The 17,337-nt window shown below is 38.9% G+C and carries 15 protein-coding genes and 1 pseudogene; 2 read left to right on the top strand and 14 right to left on the bottom strand.

Annotated features, from left to right (window positions below; genetic code table 11):
• The first annotated feature begins 85 nt into the window (after positions 1-85).
• Complete coding sequence (locus CHB66_RS01640) at positions 86-286, top strand: hypothetical protein (RefSeq protein WP_141107352.1); 201 nt, start codon at positions 86-88, stop codon at positions 284-286.
• Positions 280-1,515 (top strand): annotated as a pseudogene (locus CHB66_RS17175) (6-bladed beta-propeller). The gene CHB66_RS01640 and the pseudogene CHB66_RS17175 overlap by 7 nt, the downstream one beginning before the upstream one ends.
• A 56-nt stretch (positions 1,516-1,571) precedes the next feature.
• On the opposite strand, the gene CHB66_RS01625 reads toward CHB66_RS17175, so the two are convergent.
• The 14 genes from CHB66_RS01625 to CHB66_RS01560 form a co-directional block, all read right to left on the bottom strand.
• Positions 1,572-1,898, bottom strand: coding sequence for a HesB/IscA family protein (locus tag CHB66_RS01625; RefSeq protein WP_014772526.1), 327 nt, complete (start codon positions 1,896-1,898; stop codon positions 1,572-1,574).
• Positions 1,899-2,034: 136 nt separating this feature from the next.
• Complete coding sequence (locus CHB66_RS01620; protein ID WP_089237275.1) at positions 2,035-2,802, bottom strand: ABC transporter permease subunit; 768 nt, start codon at positions 2,800-2,802, stop codon at positions 2,035-2,037.
• Complete coding sequence (locus tag CHB66_RS01615; RefSeq protein WP_089237273.1) at positions 2,795-3,538, bottom strand: ABC transporter ATP-binding protein; 744 nt, start codon at positions 3,536-3,538, stop codon at positions 2,795-2,797. Before CHB66_RS01615 ends, CHB66_RS01620 begins: the two co-directional genes overlap by 8 nt.
• Positions 3,525-4,748, bottom strand: coding sequence for a nitrous oxide reductase family maturation protein NosD (gene nosD / locus CHB66_RS01610; protein ID WP_089237271.1), 1,224 nt, complete (start codon positions 4,746-4,748; stop codon positions 3,525-3,527). The genes CHB66_RS01615 and nosD overlap by 14 nt, the downstream gene beginning before the upstream one ends.
• Before the next feature lie 91 nt (positions 4,749-4,839).
• On the bottom strand, positions 4,840-5,274 hold the full coding sequence (locus tag CHB66_RS01605) for a nitrous oxide reductase accessory protein NosL (RefSeq protein ID WP_089237268.1): 435 nt from the start codon (positions 5,272-5,274) through the stop codon (positions 4,840-4,842).
• Between the two features lie 42 nt (positions 5,275-5,316).
• Positions 5,317-5,925 carry a hypothetical protein gene (locus CHB66_RS01600; RefSeq protein WP_089237448.1) on the bottom strand — a complete coding sequence of 203 codons (609 nt, stop codon included), beginning with the start codon at positions 5,923-5,925 and terminating at the stop codon, positions 5,317-5,319.
• Positions 5,926-5,971: 46 nt separating this feature from the next.
• A complete protein-coding gene (gene nosZ / locus CHB66_RS01595; RefSeq protein WP_089237266.1) occupies positions 5,972-7,924 on the bottom strand; it encodes a Sec-dependent nitrous-oxide reductase in 1,953 nt (650 codons plus the stop codon).
• 23 nt (positions 7,925-7,947) lie between these two features.
• The gene (locus CHB66_RS01590; protein ID WP_245812643.1) at positions 7,948-9,750 is read right to left on the bottom strand and encodes a c-type cytochrome; all 1,803 of its coding nucleotides are present in this window, start codon (positions 9,748-9,750) and stop codon (positions 7,948-7,950) included.
• 27 nt (positions 9,751-9,777) lie between these two features.
• A complete protein-coding gene (gene ric, locus CHB66_RS01585) occupies positions 9,778-10,500 on the bottom strand; it encodes an iron-sulfur cluster repair di-iron protein (RefSeq protein WP_089237262.1) in 723 nt (240 codons plus the stop codon).
• 53 nt (positions 10,501-10,553) lie between these two features.
• Positions 10,554-10,985, bottom strand: coding sequence for an RrF2 family transcriptional regulator (locus tag CHB66_RS01580; RefSeq protein WP_089237260.1), 432 nt, complete (start codon positions 10,983-10,985; stop codon positions 10,554-10,556).
• 193 nt (positions 10,986-11,178) lie between these two features.
• Complete coding sequence (locus tag CHB66_RS01575; protein ID WP_170932405.1) at positions 11,179-14,313, bottom strand: PAS domain S-box protein; 3,135 nt, start codon at positions 14,311-14,313, stop codon at positions 11,179-11,181.
• Between the two features lie 252 nt (positions 14,314-14,565).
• Positions 14,566-15,198, bottom strand: coding sequence for a nitroreductase family protein (locus CHB66_RS01570; RefSeq protein WP_089237254.1), 633 nt, complete (start codon positions 15,196-15,198; stop codon positions 14,566-14,568).
• Positions 15,199-15,408: 210 nt separating this feature from the next.
• Complete coding sequence (gene moaCB / locus CHB66_RS01565; RefSeq protein ID WP_089237252.1) at positions 15,409-16,323, bottom strand: bifunctional molybdenum cofactor biosynthesis protein MoaC/MoaB; 915 nt, start codon at positions 16,321-16,323, stop codon at positions 15,409-15,411.
• A gap of 254 nt (positions 16,324-16,577) precedes the next feature.
• Positions 16,578-17,024, bottom strand: a complete 447-nt coding sequence (locus CHB66_RS01560) for a molybdenum cofactor biosynthesis protein MoaE (RefSeq protein ID WP_089237250.1) — start codon at positions 17,022-17,024, stop codon at positions 16,578-16,580.
• Positions 17,025-17,337 lie beyond the last annotated feature (313 nt).

Here is a 17,337-nt window from a genome sequence, read left to right as displayed (position 1 = left end):
TTGGAATTCCATACATATATAAATTGCGTTGTACCTACAATAAATTTTTGATCAAAGAATGTTTAACTTTAAAAACAAATTATTTATGAAAAAGATGATTTATGCAGTTTTTGCATGTTTAATGATGACGTTTACATTTACAGTAAATGCACAAGAAGAAGAGGAGGAAATTGGTGGATATGTGTCTGAACCATATATATGTCCTTTAACTGAAGTGCAGGTAGTAAGATGTGAGTGGGTATGGCATGATTCGTATTGTGATCCAAGTTCTCATGATTTATGTTAACATTTAAATGGTGTGAAATCACACCGTTTTTTAGATTTTACAGTATGAAGCTTATTACCCTTTTTACCTTAGTTTTTATTATAAGTTGTAGTCCTAAAAACCCTTCAATAAATGAGGGTTTAATTTCAATCGACCTTGATAAATCAGAAATAGGATACATATCTGAAATTGTAACTGAAATCGATTATGTCCTTTTAGGTTCAGAAAGTTCAAGTTATTTGTCTGAACCAGGGAAAATCAAGTTTGATGAAAATAAAAATATTTATGTAAGTGACAATGTAGGTCATTCACTTTTTGTGTATAAACCTAGTGGAGAATTGAATTACTCTTTAATCCCTTCAGGAAAAGGGCCAAGTGAATTTGTTAGTATCTCTGATTTTAATTTGCTTGATGATTCAATACTGATACTTGATAATGCAATTGGCAAGATTCTTAAATTTGATTTATTTGGCAATTTTATTGAGGAGTTTAAGTTCAGAGATAAGTCAACTCATTTCTTCAAAAAAAATGAATATTTATTAAAATTCACAAGCTATAGATCAGATTATGATGGTTTCAATTTCTTGAAGTATAACCTAATTGATGGGAGTAGCTTGGGTTTTGTGCCATATCCTAATGAAAAAGAATCAATCGGAAATTTTAGTTATCAGTATAGTTTCATCAACAACTTAAGAGATAATTTGGTGTATTACAATATTCCTTATTCTTAGGAGGTTGCAGCATTTGCTATAGATTCGGGGGATTTAGAGGACTTATTGATCTTCGATTTTGGTAAATATAGTGTAAATAGTTCTCTCTATGGACTTTTGAAAGAGGGAAGAATAGGGAGAGATAAGTTCAATAGTGAAGTCTCAGAGAAAAAGCTTGTCCGTGATGTAGCTACTTTCCTTCCCTTTGAGAAATTAAATTACCTGAGTGTTGTTCAGGGAGATAATTCTTCAAGGCATACGATTTTGATGGACAAAAAGAAAAATATAATTTTTCAGAAAAAGGATTTATCCAACGATCTAGATGGCTTGAATTTGAATAGAAATCCTTGGTCATTTACCGATGATGCTATTGTGTATTTGGATCACGCGAGTAGGTTTCTGGATAAGTATGAAAACAAAAATGATGTAAAAAGTAATTCTAAAAAAAGTAATCTTGAAGAGTTTGTCTCGAAGTACAAAAATGAATTGGAAGATGACTCTTGGATTTTAGCCAAATATAAACTCAAGAATTTGAACTAAAAAAACGTCTTTCCGCAAAGCGAGAAGACGTTTTTGATTACTAAACCACTATTGGCCTAAACAGAGAAACTTTCACCACATCCACAGGTGCGAGAAGCATTGGGGTTCACGAACTGGAATCCCTTGCCATTTAAGCCATCTGTAAATTCTAAGGTGGTTCCAGCCAAGTATAGCAAACTCTTGCGATCAACTAGGATTTTGATACCCTTGTCTTCAAATACATGATCTGTATCGGTCAAAGAAGCATCGAAACCCAAGTCATACATCAATCCAGAGCAACCTCCACCTTTGACAGAAACTCTAATATTTTCATTTTCAGATCGGCCTTCCTCTTTTCTAAGCTCCAAGATTCTTTCTTTTGCCTTTTCAGAAACTACTATCATATCTTATAATTTTCATTTATCTCAAATCAAAAGCAAAACACGCTAGGATTTGAAATGATTCAATTACAAATATACTTTTGAAGTGACTAAGTAGCAAATCTCTTTATGGTGCTGATTAGGGAAATGGATTTTGGGATTAGAAATCTTTTCTTTTGAATATCCGCATGGCTGTGGCAATAGGCCATGAGATCCAAAGCAACATGATGCTACTTGATAAGAGCATTCCCTTGGCACTGCCGAAGAAATTTTGGAAAAATGCTCCTGTATAGCCCATCAAGGCTGAAATATCTAATTTCATCAGCATGATGATCCTGCCTAGATCTACTGGATTGAGAAAGACTAGACTGAGTGTCGTTTTTTCCAAAGGATAGTCTGAAAGACTGTAAATCAAATAGAGCACAAAGCCATCATAAATCAGAGAAAAGTAAATCCAAAATGAAAGGCTGATACCGATTGCTTTGGCCTTGTCCCGTGTCAAGACAGAAGCTAAGAAAGCTAGTCCAGCAAACACAATTGAAAGGGCTATTCCAATGGCTAGTAGAATCAGGATGCTTTCATCTGCTCCCCAGAGCAGCATCGGGATGCCGAAACCGATCAGAATCGCCGCGCTTAGCATGATGATGACAGCTAAGATTTGACTTAGAAATACATTTCTTCTTTTCACTGGTTGTGCCAACATTAGCTCGGTAAACTCTAGGTTATTGAAAAAGTGTGTCGTTGCAAATACTGCGGCAATCAAGGGAACGATCATCAGCATGATATTGAGCAAGCTCAAAGAGACCTTGGCCAGGTCTTCTGATACTTGGTAGATGGATACAGCCACCAAAACCATGAAGATGGTGTAGAGTATAGCAAATCTACTTTTGAGAATATCGTATAGCGAATATTTGAGTAGCTTAAACATGGCTCATTTCAGTTTTATGTTGCTTTTTTTTTAAACTCCATTCCATCAATCTGGCAATAGCAGTGGTGAATCGATCTTCTCCAGTTGTTTCCTTGAGGGCGTCCACACTGTCGTTGAAGAAAATATCTCCTTCATAGATGTAAATGGCCTGATCTGTCAACTCATCTAACTCACTCAATATATGTGAAGTGATCAGGATCAATTTTCCTGAGTCTCTTTCTTTTTTGATTTTATTCTTAAGTGTTTCTACTGCCATGGGATCAAGTCCTGCCGTAGGCTCATCTAGGATTAGGATGTCTGCATTGAACATAAAAGCCAAGGCGGCACTGACTTTTTGCCTCGTTCCTCCGCTGAGGGTATGCATAGGCTTTTCCATCATCTGATCTAATCCAAATGTCCCAATCAATTCCAAGTCGTATTCCTTGATCTCAGGGCGCATATCTTGCATCATTCTGAAAAGTTGTCCGATTTTCATATTATCAGGATAGCGGCCGATCTGAGGCATATAACCAATATTAGACCGGTATTTGAAATTGTTTTTGATGGAATCGCCCTGTACGATGATATCTCCTTTGTTGGGGATGACCATTCCGAGGATGATTTTGATCAAGGTGGTTTTGCCAGATCCATTAGGCCCCATCAATGCATAGCTTTTTCCAGCTTCAAACTCCAAGTTGAATTCACGGAGTACTTCTAGCTTGCCGAATTTCTTCGATATATTTCTAACTGAGATCATAGGGATTCATTTTAGGGTTGTTGTCAATCATGTTTTCTGGTGTGATGGCAGGTATGATTTTTTCCATTCTATCTAGTAGCGTCACCATAAAACTTCTCCAGAGAATGACCGCCGAGGGAATTTTTTCTACGATGACGGAAAATAAGCTGATGGGCCTGTATGGTACATCTCCGATTCGATCTTTGTTCAAGTCATAGCCTTCGTATTTGTCCCAGTAGTTTTCCTTGAGGGTGTTGAGAACTACGCTTCCATTGGTACTGATGTCGAAGGTGTTTGCAATGAAGTTATTTGCTTCAAAAGTATTGTTGTCACAGCTCGCCATCAATTTTAGTGCCCAGCCATTGCTGGTAAATGCATTGTTTTTGAAGAGGGTTCTGCTACTTCCTTCCATATAGATCCCGATAGTGTTTTTCCTGAAAATATTACCTACTACTTCTGAGTCTGTGATGTCTTTGAGTAGAATACCATATGAGCTTGGGCCTTCATTTTCTTCGAATATATTATCTCGCATGAGTACATTTCGCGTGTACATGACAGCCACGCCTGCCCCGTTTCTTCGGAAGGTATTTTTGATGTAGCTGTTGTCATGGGAAAACATAAAGTGTAAGCCATAGCGTTTGTTTCCATCTACAGTATTGTATTGACTGATGGTGTTGGTGACAAATTCTAAATAAATCCCATCACGATGTCCTTCCACATAATTTCCTTCGATCATGGAGTCTTTGCATTTCCAAAGGTGTATGCCATTACCTGTCTGATATTCTCTTTCAGCTCTAGAGAAGAGCTTGTTGTTTTTTATGGTGAGGTTTGATGAATTGGAAAAATGCAAGCCAAAAAATGTGTTGTCAAGTTCGACGCCTTCAACGCTACAGTTTCGGGAGTCAAAGAATTTTATCGCAGCAGAGTCATCAATATTTGATTTTCCAGTATTGATGATCTTTAAATTTTTGAAATGAATGTTTTCTCCAGCAACAATGAACACATCTCCTTGATCTTTTCCATTAATGGTAGGCATTCCTTGACCTTGTATGGTAATTGCTTTTTGGATGATGATGTCATGTTCGATGTATTCTCCAGCGGTCAAGATAATTACATCACCTACTTGGGCTTTTGCCACAGCTTCTTTGATAGAATCTCCAGGCTTTAGTCGTATAGTATCTGCCAAGACAGGGCTACTAAGGAGGAATAAAATTATGAAGAGTGTTTTCATGATATTAATTTTTTGAGACAAGAGACTTGAGGTTTGAGGTAAGAGTCAGATCTCTTCTTTCTTAATTCATCCCTAATCCTTTATCCTTTTTTTATTTAAATTGTGTCAGCAGTTCACCCCATGCCATGTAGACTCCACCATGGTCTTTTTTGTATTTCTTGAGGGTTTCGTAGTCTGAGAAAGCGACAATATTGCTTGCCATTGGGGTTTTGAATTTTTCAGATTTCAAGTAAAAGGCAGTAGTTGCATCTGTCAAGGTTTCGCCTTGACTATAGTCAGTGATTAGGATATGCTCAAGTCCAGTTGGGTTGACTTCGCCTGATTCCATGAAGGTCATTAGGCAATTGACATCATCGAAGATGAAGATTTTACCTTTTTGAGTCACGACTTCCGCACCGTATTGAGGATCCATGAGTTTCATTTTGCAGTGATGGCATACATCTTCGCCATAGTTGATAGCTCTAGGATCTGCACTGCAAGAGAGTAGAATGATTACTAAGAGTAGGTTTAAGATTTGCGTTTTCATGGTTTGCGTATTTAGTGGAGTAAAAGGTATCTGTTGATTTTTTTATTGGGCCTTTATAAATGGGTTTTGCAGTTTGGATTTTCTATCCTCGATGTAGCCTCTGATGATGACGATCACCATTAGCATACCTGAAAAGGCGATGATCCAACCACCCGTGTCCGGTCCAGAATAAGCGAGGAAGTTTAGGAGTTCTTTGTAGCCAAGAAGTGGCGGCTGATAAGCCATGCCTGGGACTTTGATGGCGGCAGTAGGATCAAGATTATGTCCGTAATCATATCCCCATAGATACATATCCACCAATACGCCAATACCAAGTAAAGAAATCATGGAAAAAAAGGTGTAAACTGCCCATCTTCTAGCGATCAAAGCAGCCAAAACTCCAAATCCAATAATGAAAGCGAATACATAAATCAGGTATGTAAATTCGGGAAACATCTCCACACCAATATGCTTCATGCCAATGTAATGGTTGACCCCGTTGATGATATCTACATCTCCACTTAGTCTGTCTATCCATATTTTCATATTAAGTCCCTCAGGATATTGGGGAGCCCAAAGACTGATTTGCCAAAGCGGTGTGAAGTATGCTGTGATCATCAGCAATGCAGCGATCAAAACCATTGCTCGATTAGATGAACCTATTTTTTTCATTACCATGGAAGTTAAACCACCGACATTGCTGTCGGTGGTATTGTGATTATTCGCCAGTTGAGTACTTGATTACAGGATTGCTTCCTGCTGGAGATACGCGTAGGTATCCTTGCATTTCTTGGTGCAGCGCAGAACAGAAGTCAGTACAGTAGAATGGGAAGATTCCAACTCTATCTGGTACCCACTTTAGGGTGGCTGTTTCACCTGGCATCACTAGTAATTCTGCGGTATTAGCGCCTTTGATCGCAAATCCATGAGGTACATCCCAGTCTTGTTCCAAATTGGTCACGTGGAAGTAAACTTCGTCGCCAACTCTCACTCCTTCGATATTGTCTGGTCTGAAGTTGGATCTGATGGTGGTCATGTAAATATGAACCTTGTTTCCTTCACGCTCCACTCTAGCATTGTTGATACCTTTTAGAGCCCTTGGGTGATTATTCTTTTCTAAAGGATAGAACTTCACCTGCTTGTCTTTGATCAAGGAAGCTGGGAAGGCTTCTGCATAGTGTGGTTCACCAATAGTCGGGAAGTCAAGCAGTAGCTGCATTTTGTCCCCTGAGATATCATACAGCTGAGCAGAGTGAGCCAATTCAGGGCCTGTGGGTAAGTATCTGTCTTTGGTTATTTTGTTGTAGGCTACCATATATTTGCCATGTGGTTTTCCAGTTGGCCCACCAGGGATCATCAAGTGACCTACAGAATAGTAAGTAGGAACCCTGTCCAAAACTTGAAGTGTTTCGATGTTCCATTTTACAACTTCTGAGGACACAAACATGGAAGTGTAAGCATTGCCTCTTCCATCAAATTCCGTGTGAAGAGGTCCTAATCCTGGTTTTTCTACTTCCCCGTGCAGTACAGATTCGTATTTCAAGACTGGCATGCCATCAATAGTACCTTCAAAGTCTTGATTTTCTATTGCTTTAAGCATTTTTGTAAAAGAAAAGACAGGGATGATAGCCGCTAATTTTCCTGAACCAATGATGTATTCGCCACTTGGGTCAGTATCAGTGCCATGCGGAGATTTTGGGCATGGGATAAAGTAGATGATGTCTTTCAGTTCTTTTGGATCCAAAGTCAGAATGTCTTCCTTGATGGTAGAAGTAGCCATGTGGGTATTTTCATCCCAAACATTGTGTGCATACTTGGCTTTGGTTTTTTTGCCTTTGCCTTCTTTGATGTATTGTTCTGCTTTTTTCCAATTTACAGCCATAATGAAGTCCTTGTCCTTCTGTGAAGCATTTACTTCTAAAAGTGTATGGGCCATCTCAGTGTTGTAAGTAGAGAAGAAGAACCAGCCATGTGATTTTTTCTTTCCTGCTCGAGCTAAGTCAAAGTTGAAAGGTGGCGCTTCTATCTGGAAAGCTAAGTCCATAGTTCCGTGATCTTTGTCTACAGAAATGAAGGAGATTGTTCCTTTGAAGTTCTCTTTATAGGTTTCTATAGGCACATCTCTATTGTCCCCTGTTGGGACAGAGAATCGGGTTCCAGCTACCACATACTCTGTGTTTTCTGTGATAAAAGGAGAGGAGTGATTACCTGCTGAGTTAGGGATCTCTAGGATTTCTACTGTTTTGAATGTAGTCAAATCCACTCTAGCGATTCTTGGGGTGTTATTTCCATTACCAAAAGCCCATCTTGCATCATGCTCTGCATTGGTTGTGGAGATAGCGATGTGGTGTAAGTCATCCCAAGGGACAAATCCATGCGCTGTATTGAGCATTGGCTTGGATTCTTCTGAGAATCCCCACCCGTTTTCAGGGTGTACAGAGAATACCGGTACTATTTTCAATACTCTTCCAGAAGGAAGGCCTACGACGGACATTTGTCCATTGAAGCCACCGGAGACGATATTGTAAAACTCGTCATGTTCTCCCGGTGCTACATACACTTTGCTGGCAGCGTCACCTGATAGGGCTGATTGAGCACCTTTTGGTTTGCAACCTGGGGCAAATGCCATGGTCACCATAGCTCCTGCCAATAACCATATTCTTGTTTTCATTTTCATTGGGTTTAATTTTTAAATCAGTTTAGAGCTGCATCACTGCCGCCAGTTCTTTCTCTATCATTTTTTCTAAAGTATTCGAGGATTTGTCTGGATTCATCTAAAGAGATGTTTTGATTGGGCATCCTAGTTAGACATTCTTCCAATAATTGTTGGGCTATAGGATCTTCATCTAGCATGGCATCCACGTTGGTGATCATATTCATGATCCATTCAGGTCTTCTTCTATTGGTGACTCCTTCAAAGCCAGGGCCCACTATACGCTTGGCATCGTATTGATGACAGGCTGTACATTTCATGTCAAGGATGGCTTTTCCTTTTTCAGCCAAGACCTGATCGATTCCATCACCGAGATTTACTTCTTTGATTTCTCCTATCCCTTTTGGATCTGCTATTTTTTCTTTTTGAGCGCTAGGAGGGGTATATGAACCTTGATTTTCACTGCTCCCTCCACTGCAGCTTGCCATCAGGAGTATTACAAATATTCCAAATGACATCAGTACTGTACTTTTCATAGTTTCTGTGTTTTTAGATTTGTGTTGATTTTGTTGGATATGAATTGGATTTGGTGATTTCTGAAAGAGAGGAAATGACGTCCATTGAGCAATTAGCATTATGCTCAGACCAATGGGGAAAAATGAGGAGGAGACAAAGATCAAAAGATGATAATGTGAAATAAACCCCAACTTTGCCCAGAGTAAGGTGCCTTGAACTAGAAGGAGTAATTCTGAAGAGATAAACCCAATAGAAAGTAATATCCAGGCTGTTTTACTCAATGAGCTATTGCTAAGCCATTTGTTTTTCAAAGCTAATGCTCCCAAGCCAAAAGTAATGGCTCCAAGCATGACCAAATGAACAAATCCAATCACATAATTTCTGATGGTATAGGCAATGTTGGCCACATCTGGAAGTATGAGGGTTGCTTGAATCAAGGCTTTGGCTAGAAGGCTAATGATACCTATCCATAGCATGGAATTGATCCAGATTTTTGAAAAAGTGTGGATGTTGTAGAGGTGTCTGATTATTGGTTTCAAAATGATGAAATAAGCGATCACTTGTAATAGAACCCCCAGCCCATTCAGGTACAAAAGACCAATGATTGGCGTACTCCAAGCCACTGAAAGTGCATAGGTTAGGAAGAGTGATAAATGAAGTGCAAAAAGTGTTTTTTGGCCAATGATTACAAAGTTGCCTTTGGTTTCCATATAAGCTAAGAGTAAACCAAGAAATGCGTAAACAAACCAGCCATTCAACTGGAAATGTAAGAACCACTGAACCGACATAAAATAAAGTGGGTGCAATCGTCCTAAAGTAGCGCCAATGGGTGCGATAGCCCACAGGCCTATGCTTGAAATTAGCATCCAGATGATGCTGAGTTTGATTAAGTTTTTAGCGGTATTTGAAGGTGATTTTTTTAAATCCTGAAAGAAGAAATAAGCAAAAACATAGCTCATCACAAGGTGCATGGTAGAAAATGCAATGCTAAATCCTCCGTAGCCTTGAAAAGGAAAACTCATCATCATGCCTAAATTCGCGATGATGGTCAGGATTAATATTTTTTTGTAGATCTTAAGCCTATGTGGGCTTCTGACGTAGCTGAAAGTCAATAAACCCGCCACAAGTAAGTAGCCCCATCCCAATAGTGCAACATGAGAATGTGCGTGGAGGAGATGCTTATACTCAAAAAATGGTACTTCTCCGATAAAGAAATAGCGCATGGCTAGTCCAAATACAGCAGCGCAAAAGAAAAAGAATACTGCCCAAGTTATCCAGGTCTTGGGAAGAGACTTGGAGACTATGGAAGGCATTTGCAATTTGGCCATATGATTAAGGGCAGTATTCATCGGTGATTAAGCGTTGAGTTTTTGATATAAATTCACAGCTTTGGGGAAGAGGATGTTATTTTCCAAGTGAATATGTGTATGTAGGTCCTCTTCAAATTCTTGTAATAGGGAAAATGCAACCCTGTAGGTTTGGCAGCCATCAGGAGGGCATGTATAGCCGTCGGTCAATGCTGCTATCTTTCTGAATCGCTCTCCCTCTGTGTCATGCTCGTGCTCCATCATGGAAATAGGATTGTTGATATGTCCAAAATGGGCTTCTGATAGGCGAAACCCACTACTATCGGCTTCTTCCATAGCTTTGATGTAAGGAAATAGGACCAATTCCTCTTTTTTCATATGAGCAGTCAAGGCATCAGCAGCTAGCAAAAACTCCTGTGCCACAGCAAAGAGCTCTGGGTGACGCCCACCATGTACAGCTGCAAGTTTTGGGAGGTAGATTTTTAATACAGAGATGGTTTCTTCTACAAATCTATGGTGCTTAGTCACGATATGATCTATTAGTTGACTTAATCCAAAATCCTTGTATTGAACCTCTTGGGGCTGTACGACTATTTGTTCCAAATCTGCAAGAATGCTGGATAGTTCTACACCATTCTTTTCGCAAGCATCCGATACACTGATTCCGCCTTTACAGCAGAAGTCTATTCCGTATTGCGTGAAAACCTTGGCTGTTTTGAAGTTTTCTGCGACTATTCCGCCTACTTTTCTATTTGCTAGTTCCTTGATCATTTCTTTTTGTGGTTTATGGAAGACTATTTTATCTTTTATTATTCTAAATTTTTTTAATATTTCAGGAAGCTTATGCCATCATTGACCCGTGTAGCTATATCCTTTAGATTGGTAGTCAACATCATGCCTGTCAGATGGTCTCGCACTGCCTTGAATTTGTGGTGAACAGGGCAGGGGTGATCTTCTGAGCATTTTTCCAAGCCTAGGGCACACCCTGTGAAGATCATGTCACCATCTATGCTACCTACTATTTGTGCAATAGTAATGGTATTTGGATTTCCTTGAATTTCAAAGCCCCCGTGTGGGCCTTTGGCTGAATTCAGCAGTTCATCCCTGACGAGTTGCTGAAGTATTTTTGCTGTGAATGCTTCAGGAGAATTGATTGCCTTAGCGATTTCTTTCAATCCAGCGCGCTGCCCGTTCTCAGGTAAAGAAGCCACATAGATCATGGCGTTGATGGCATATTTGCAGGCTTTTGAAAACATCTTCTCCTTAATACAGGACAAATATATCCTTTATTTAAATAAAGACAAAAATATCTTTAAATATTTTTTTATAATGTAGTTTAATAATATGAGAGTTGAAGCAGCTTTTTGAAGTAAGCTTCAGCGGAAAAATAAACGTCCACGGATATGTTCTGTAATGGCTATTTGAAAGGCTGAAATATAAGATTACTAGCTAGAGTTGTTTTTTGATGGTAAAGAAAAAGGTGGTGCCTTTATCAACTTCTGACTCTACCCATATCTCTCCTCCGAGTAGGTCAACGTTTTTCTTGACAATAGCAAGACCTATACCTGTTCCTGAGAATTCATCCTTGGTATGTAATCTTTGAAACAATATGAAGATCTTATCGAAATACTCTTGCTGTATTCCTAGTCCATTGTCCTCAACTGAGAATTTCCAATAATTGGGGAGTTCCTCTGCTTTAATTTTTATCGAAGGCTTTACTCCCTTTCGAGTATATTTGAGGCTGTTTTCAATTAGGTTTTGGAAGATTTGTCTGATGGGTGTTTCAAAGGATTTGATCATTGGAAGGTCTCCTATTTCAAACATAGCGTTAAGCTCCAAGATTCTTTTACTTTGGAGTCCAAGCACTTTTTCGATAATAGACTTCACTGGGATATATTCCATATTACCATTGTCTCTACCTACTCTGGAAAACTCCAATAGGTCAAGAATGATCTGTTTCATTCTATTAGCCCCATCTATGGCAAAATGAATGTATTGTTTGGCCTTTTCATCTAGTATTTGGTCATATTTTTTCTCTAAGAGCCTCATGAAGCTACTGACCATTCTCAAAGGTTCTTGCAAATCATGTGAGGCGATATAAGCAAATTGTTCCAATTCCTGATTGGATAAGGCTAAGCCTTTGATGTTTTTTTGAAGTTCCAGGTTCAATTGCTGAAGCTTTTGCTCGGAGAGTTTTTTATCATGAATATCCTGAACACTGCCATAGACCCTCACACATTTACCATTGACAAATTCTGGTTGTCCTATTGATTTGATCCATTTTTCTTCTCCATGCATGGTGATGATGATGGAATCTGCTTCATAGCTTTGGTTTTTCTCGATTGCGTTTTCAACACAACTGGAAATTTCTTCGCGAAATTCTTCTTTGTAGAAGTTGATGGCTTTTGCCACGTCCGGTTTATAATCGTGCGGAACTCCAAAGATATCACATGTAGTAGGTGTCCAGCTGAGCGTATTTTTGATCATATTGATTTCCCAACCACCGACTTTTGAAAGTTTGGAAGCAGAGTCAAGTAGCTCCTTGATCCTTTCGATTTCAGTAATATCTTTGATTGTTCCAATTATTCTGATAGGTTCACCTTGTTTGTTTCTCAAGATAACAGCAGAATCTTCTATCCATAAATATTCCCCAGCTTTATTGCGCATGCGGTAGATATGAGACCATTTTTCGGTCTTTGGGTTTTCTAAGGCTAGATTGAAAGAATTGACTGCAAAATCCTTATCATCAGGGTGAATCAGCTCTTTGTACCAATCTTTGACTTCTTTTTCTCGGTCAATTAAATGTCCAAAAATTCTCTCAAAATTTCTACCCAAATAAAAATCACCAGTTATGGGATTAGACTCATAAATCACCTCAGAACTTGCTTCATTGAGTAATTCAAAGCGTTCGTTGATTTCTTTTACCTGTCTTTCAGCCTTAATCCTGTCATTGATGTTGATCCCAGAGCATTGGATCTCGGTAGGGTTGCCATCTTCATCTGTAAGGCATACAAAGTCCCACAGCGTTGTTACTACCTCTCCAGCTTTTTTGGCAGGTTTATCAACTTCAAATTTATAAACCCTTCCAGGTTCTTCCATGCATTTACTAACAATTTCAATCACTTTTTCGTGATGATAATCACATATTGATTCTAGCGAATATCTTCCTTCAAAATTATAATTATGGATCCAACCAAACTCCTCTATGAATTTTTTATTGACGTAGGTATATCTTCCTTCAAGGTCTGTTTTGATAATGTAATTGCTTTGGGATTCGAAGAATAAGCGGTAGCGCGCCTCACTGCTTTCAAGCTTTTGCTGAAATTCCTGTTGCTTGCTAATATCTCTTGAGTTTGTCAAAATGCCTTTGATTCCTTCTTCATCTAGGAAGTTGGTTGCTATGGTTTCTATCCATCTCCATCGACCAAGATTATCTTTGAACCTGTATGGTGTAAGTTCAATTCTTTTGGATTTTTGAAGTTGTTTGAATTCTTCTAGCACCAATGTCAAATCTTCAGGATGGATTAAATCAAAGCAGTTTTCACCTAACATTTTATCGGGAACCCATCCCAATATATTGAATGCGGTGGAACTGATATAGGTAAAGTTACCATCAGTATCCAAGATAGTAATCATGTCTCCTCCATCTTGTACAATAGCACGGAATTTTTTTTCACTTGCGGCGAGTGCTTTTTCTATTTTTTTTGAAGCGTTGATATCAATCAATAATCCCGTAATTCTATGTGGTTTGCCATCTTTGGCATATACCTTTACCTTGTCTTGCATCCAAATGTATTCGCCAGATTTGGTTCTCATTCTATAGTCAAAGGTATGGTCTTGAAGCCGTGTAGTTTCCGTATGACAGGTATTGATAGCATATGTTCTATCATCTGGATGAATATGATCTTGCCAAAAATTGGGTGTATTCAACCACTCCTCTGCTGTATATCCTATGAATTTTTCTGCTTGAGGGCTTACATAATAAAACTCAAAAGTCTGTGCGTCTGCTTCCCAAAAAATTCCATCCGTATTTTCAATCAGTTTCCTATTTCTATCTTTTGCAGCTTCTAATTCTTGGATTTGCTTGTTTCCTGCAAAACTAAGGTGCCTTAACTCCAAAAGCGTGATGACTTGATCTCTTAATTTTAATAGTGCTTCAATCTGTGCTTCTGATAAACTCCTTGGGTTGTGATCCATCACACATAGTGTTCCTAAGGAGGTCCCGCTTGGAGTGATTAATGGTATACCAGCATAAAAAGAAATTTTCGGATCTTGGTTGATCAGAGGGTTATCTTTGAACCTTTCATCTGCATGTAAATCTTGGACAATAAAAGGCTGATCCGAATGCTGAATTGCTTGATTACAAATTGAATACTCTAATGGAATTTCTGAAATGTTTAGTCCATGATGTGACTTGAAAAATTGATTTTTGTCATCCAATAAGGTAATCAAACTAATGGGGGTTCCGCAGATAAATGCAGCCAATTGGGTGATAGCGTCATATTCTTTTTCTGGAAGGGTATAAAGTATCTCGATGGGTTCAAGGTAAGCTAACCTCTTTTTGACTGCATCCTCGTCTTTCATGCGGGAAAACATTTGGTGATAAGTTTTACAATTTTAGAATTGAGTATCAGAGGGTGATTGAAATTACTCTTCTCCAATTTCGGTAAAATAATCGAATGTTTTTTTATTACTTGAATTTACTTTACAACCTGAAAATTAATGATTACCAATGCTAGATTTAATGGTATAAATGTTTTCTATAGCTTTATTTTTAGTAGATGAAATGATCTGCTAGAAAATAAAAATATCCCAGCATTAAACTGGGATTTAAGTTTAGATTTTTACAAATAACTTGTCTTTTGGTCTTCTAACTTTCTTGGCATTCACTAAGTGATCAGCATGGTCGTCTCTGAAGCCCAATGCTAAAAGAGACGAAGCACCTAAACCTTTTTCGGCTAGCCTTAAGATTTCATCCACTTCGGCAGGATTGAAACCTTCCATTGGTGTGCTATCAACTTTTTCCTCAGCAGCCGACACCAAAGCGGTTCCCAATGCGATGTAAGCCTGCTTGGACGCCCAATTGAAAATTTCAGTCTCAGTTTGTTTGGCAAAATGTTCCTTTAAAAAGTTGGCATATTGATCAAGAGCTCCTTTTTCCATACCTCTTTCTGCATATACAAGGTCGAAATATGTATCAATCTGCTTAGGAGTGATGTTTTTCCAAGCAGCAAAGACCAGTAGGTGAGACCCTTCTACCACCTGCGGTTGCTTCACAGCAGACTTGAAGAGCTTTTCCCTAGTCTCCTTGTCTTCAATGACCAATACCGTGAATGGTTGCAACCCATTAGAAGTAGCGGTCAATCTGATAGATTCTAAGATGTTTTCTAGTTTTTCAGCAGGAACTTGCTGCCCATTCATTCTTTTGGCTGCATAGCGCCAATTCAAACTGTTTATCGTTGTACTCATTTTATTTGTCTTGTTAACTGATGTATATACATGTAATAGAGTTAAATAGTTCATTGATCATTAAAAAATAGTAGAATCAATGTTGTTTATATTGACAATAAATTGATTGAGAACTTTTCCAAAGTTTGGTTAAAAATGCAATCTAACGTTGGTAATTCTTAACTTTGGATAAGTCACCTTCAATCAAATTGAAATCATAAAGCAGGGTTTTCAATGCCTATACTTCGGTCCTTCCAAAACTTTGAATATGTGTAAAACAGCAGGAAAAATGGCATCCATAGATTCTTCTGCTCCTTTGGTGGAACCTGGTAAGGCTAGCACGAGGGTATTGCCGATCAAACCAGCAACAGACCTAGAGAGCATGGAGTAGGGCATTCTGGCTTGTCCATAGCTGCGGATGGCCTCTTCTATTCCGGGTACTTCCCGCTCTATCAGCGGTCTGATGGCCTCGGGGGTTACATCTTTGGGTGAAAGTCCTGTTCCTCCTGTGAAGATGATCATGTCCAAGCCTTCCTCTACAAATCCTTTGAGCTTGCTTTGGATCTTTTCTTTTTCGTCAGGGATGATAGAATAATCTTCAATGCTGACTTTTGAAGTTTCTAATTTTTGGATAATAACTTTACCTGCCCGGTCTTCTTTTTGACCCGATGCAATGCTGTCCGAACAGACAATTACAGCGGCTTTGAGGTTTTGCTCCTTGTCTTTTGCATAATCTGTTTTTCCCCCTTTTTTCTCCACCAATTTGATCTGCTCAATGCTGATGTTTTTGTCTATGGGTTTGAGCATGTCATACATGGTCAGGGCCACCACCGATGCAGCATGCATGGCTTCCACCTCTACGCCTGTTTTGTAGATGGTGTGGATTTCTACCAAGACATAAATCTCCAAACCTTTGATTTCGTAATTCACGGAAGTAAACTCCACAGGAAGAGGATGGCAATCCGGAATCATGTCAGCAGTACGCTTGGCAGCAAAAAGTCCCGCCACCTTGGCCATTTCAAATACATCTCCCTTGGGCACTGTTTTATTGATCACAGCAGCGATGGTTTCTTCCGAACTCACTTTAACAATGGCCTGCGCTATGGCTTTTCTAAGGGTGGTGGATTTGTGGGTGATGTTGATCATTGTATTTTTAGGTTAGAGCGGATTGAATTAAGATAAAGCTGAAATAAGGTAGAAATAAAATAGAAATAGGCTTGGAATAAAGTGGAATTATATCCTCGAACTTGCTTGATATTAGGAATGGACATATTTCTACTATACTCAATCTGCGACACTTCAGTCTAAGTTTTACTGTTTAATCCAATATTTGGGTGAATATTTCAACTTTATTTCGCAGAATATATTTCTATAATATTTCGCCGGAGGCATATGTCTTTTCAAGTATTCACCTTCCACTTAGATTTTTCATTATTAAGAATCTCTTTCCCCCAGATGGGCAATTCTTTTTTGATGCGCTCGACGAGTTCTTCACAGGCATCGATGGCAGCTTTGCGATGTTTGGAGGAAGTAAAGACAAAGAGGCAGATTTCTCCTGTTTTGACTTCACCCAAGCTGTGGTAAATATGCATGCAGGTCAATGGATATTTTGCAAAGATGGCTTCACGGATTTCGAAGGCCTGTTGCAAAGCCATGTCTTGATATGCCGTGTAGTCGATGGCAACAACTGATCCCTCTTCTTTTTCATCTGCTCTTACCTGTCCGAGAAAGATGCTATGTCCGCCAATATCCGTTTTTGAGCTGTGATTGGCGATGGATTTCGCGATTTTATCAGGAGAGATCGCTCCTTCTACAAATATGTTTTTTGGTGTTCTTTTCTTTTCCATGGTTTTTTTTATTTAGGCCACAAAGGCGCTAAGTTATAATAGTTTTTGCCACAAAGGAGGCACTAAGACACTAAGGTAATATTGGTTTTGGCTCTTTGGGGCTTGTTTTTGATAGAAATATGGTGGAAATATTATGGAAATATTGTTGAAATAGGGTTTGTCTTCGTGTTTCATTCAGGTTTTTCGAAGCATATTTCCATTCTATTTCTACTATATCCCGAATCACTTCGCTCTCGGGATCTCCATTTCACTCCGATTTTGCCGAAGGCATATTTCAATATCCACCAAGATCCAATATCCACTAATATACTTT

It is taken from the genome of Belliella buryatensis (assembly GCF_900188245.1).
In the GTDB taxonomy this organism is placed as follows: Bacteria; Bacteroidota; Bacteroidia; order Cytophagales; family Cyclobacteriaceae; genus Belliella; species Belliella buryatensis.
The sequence above is the reverse complement of the archived record's forward strand: the minus strand, read 5'-3'. Positions and strand labels throughout refer to the sequence as shown.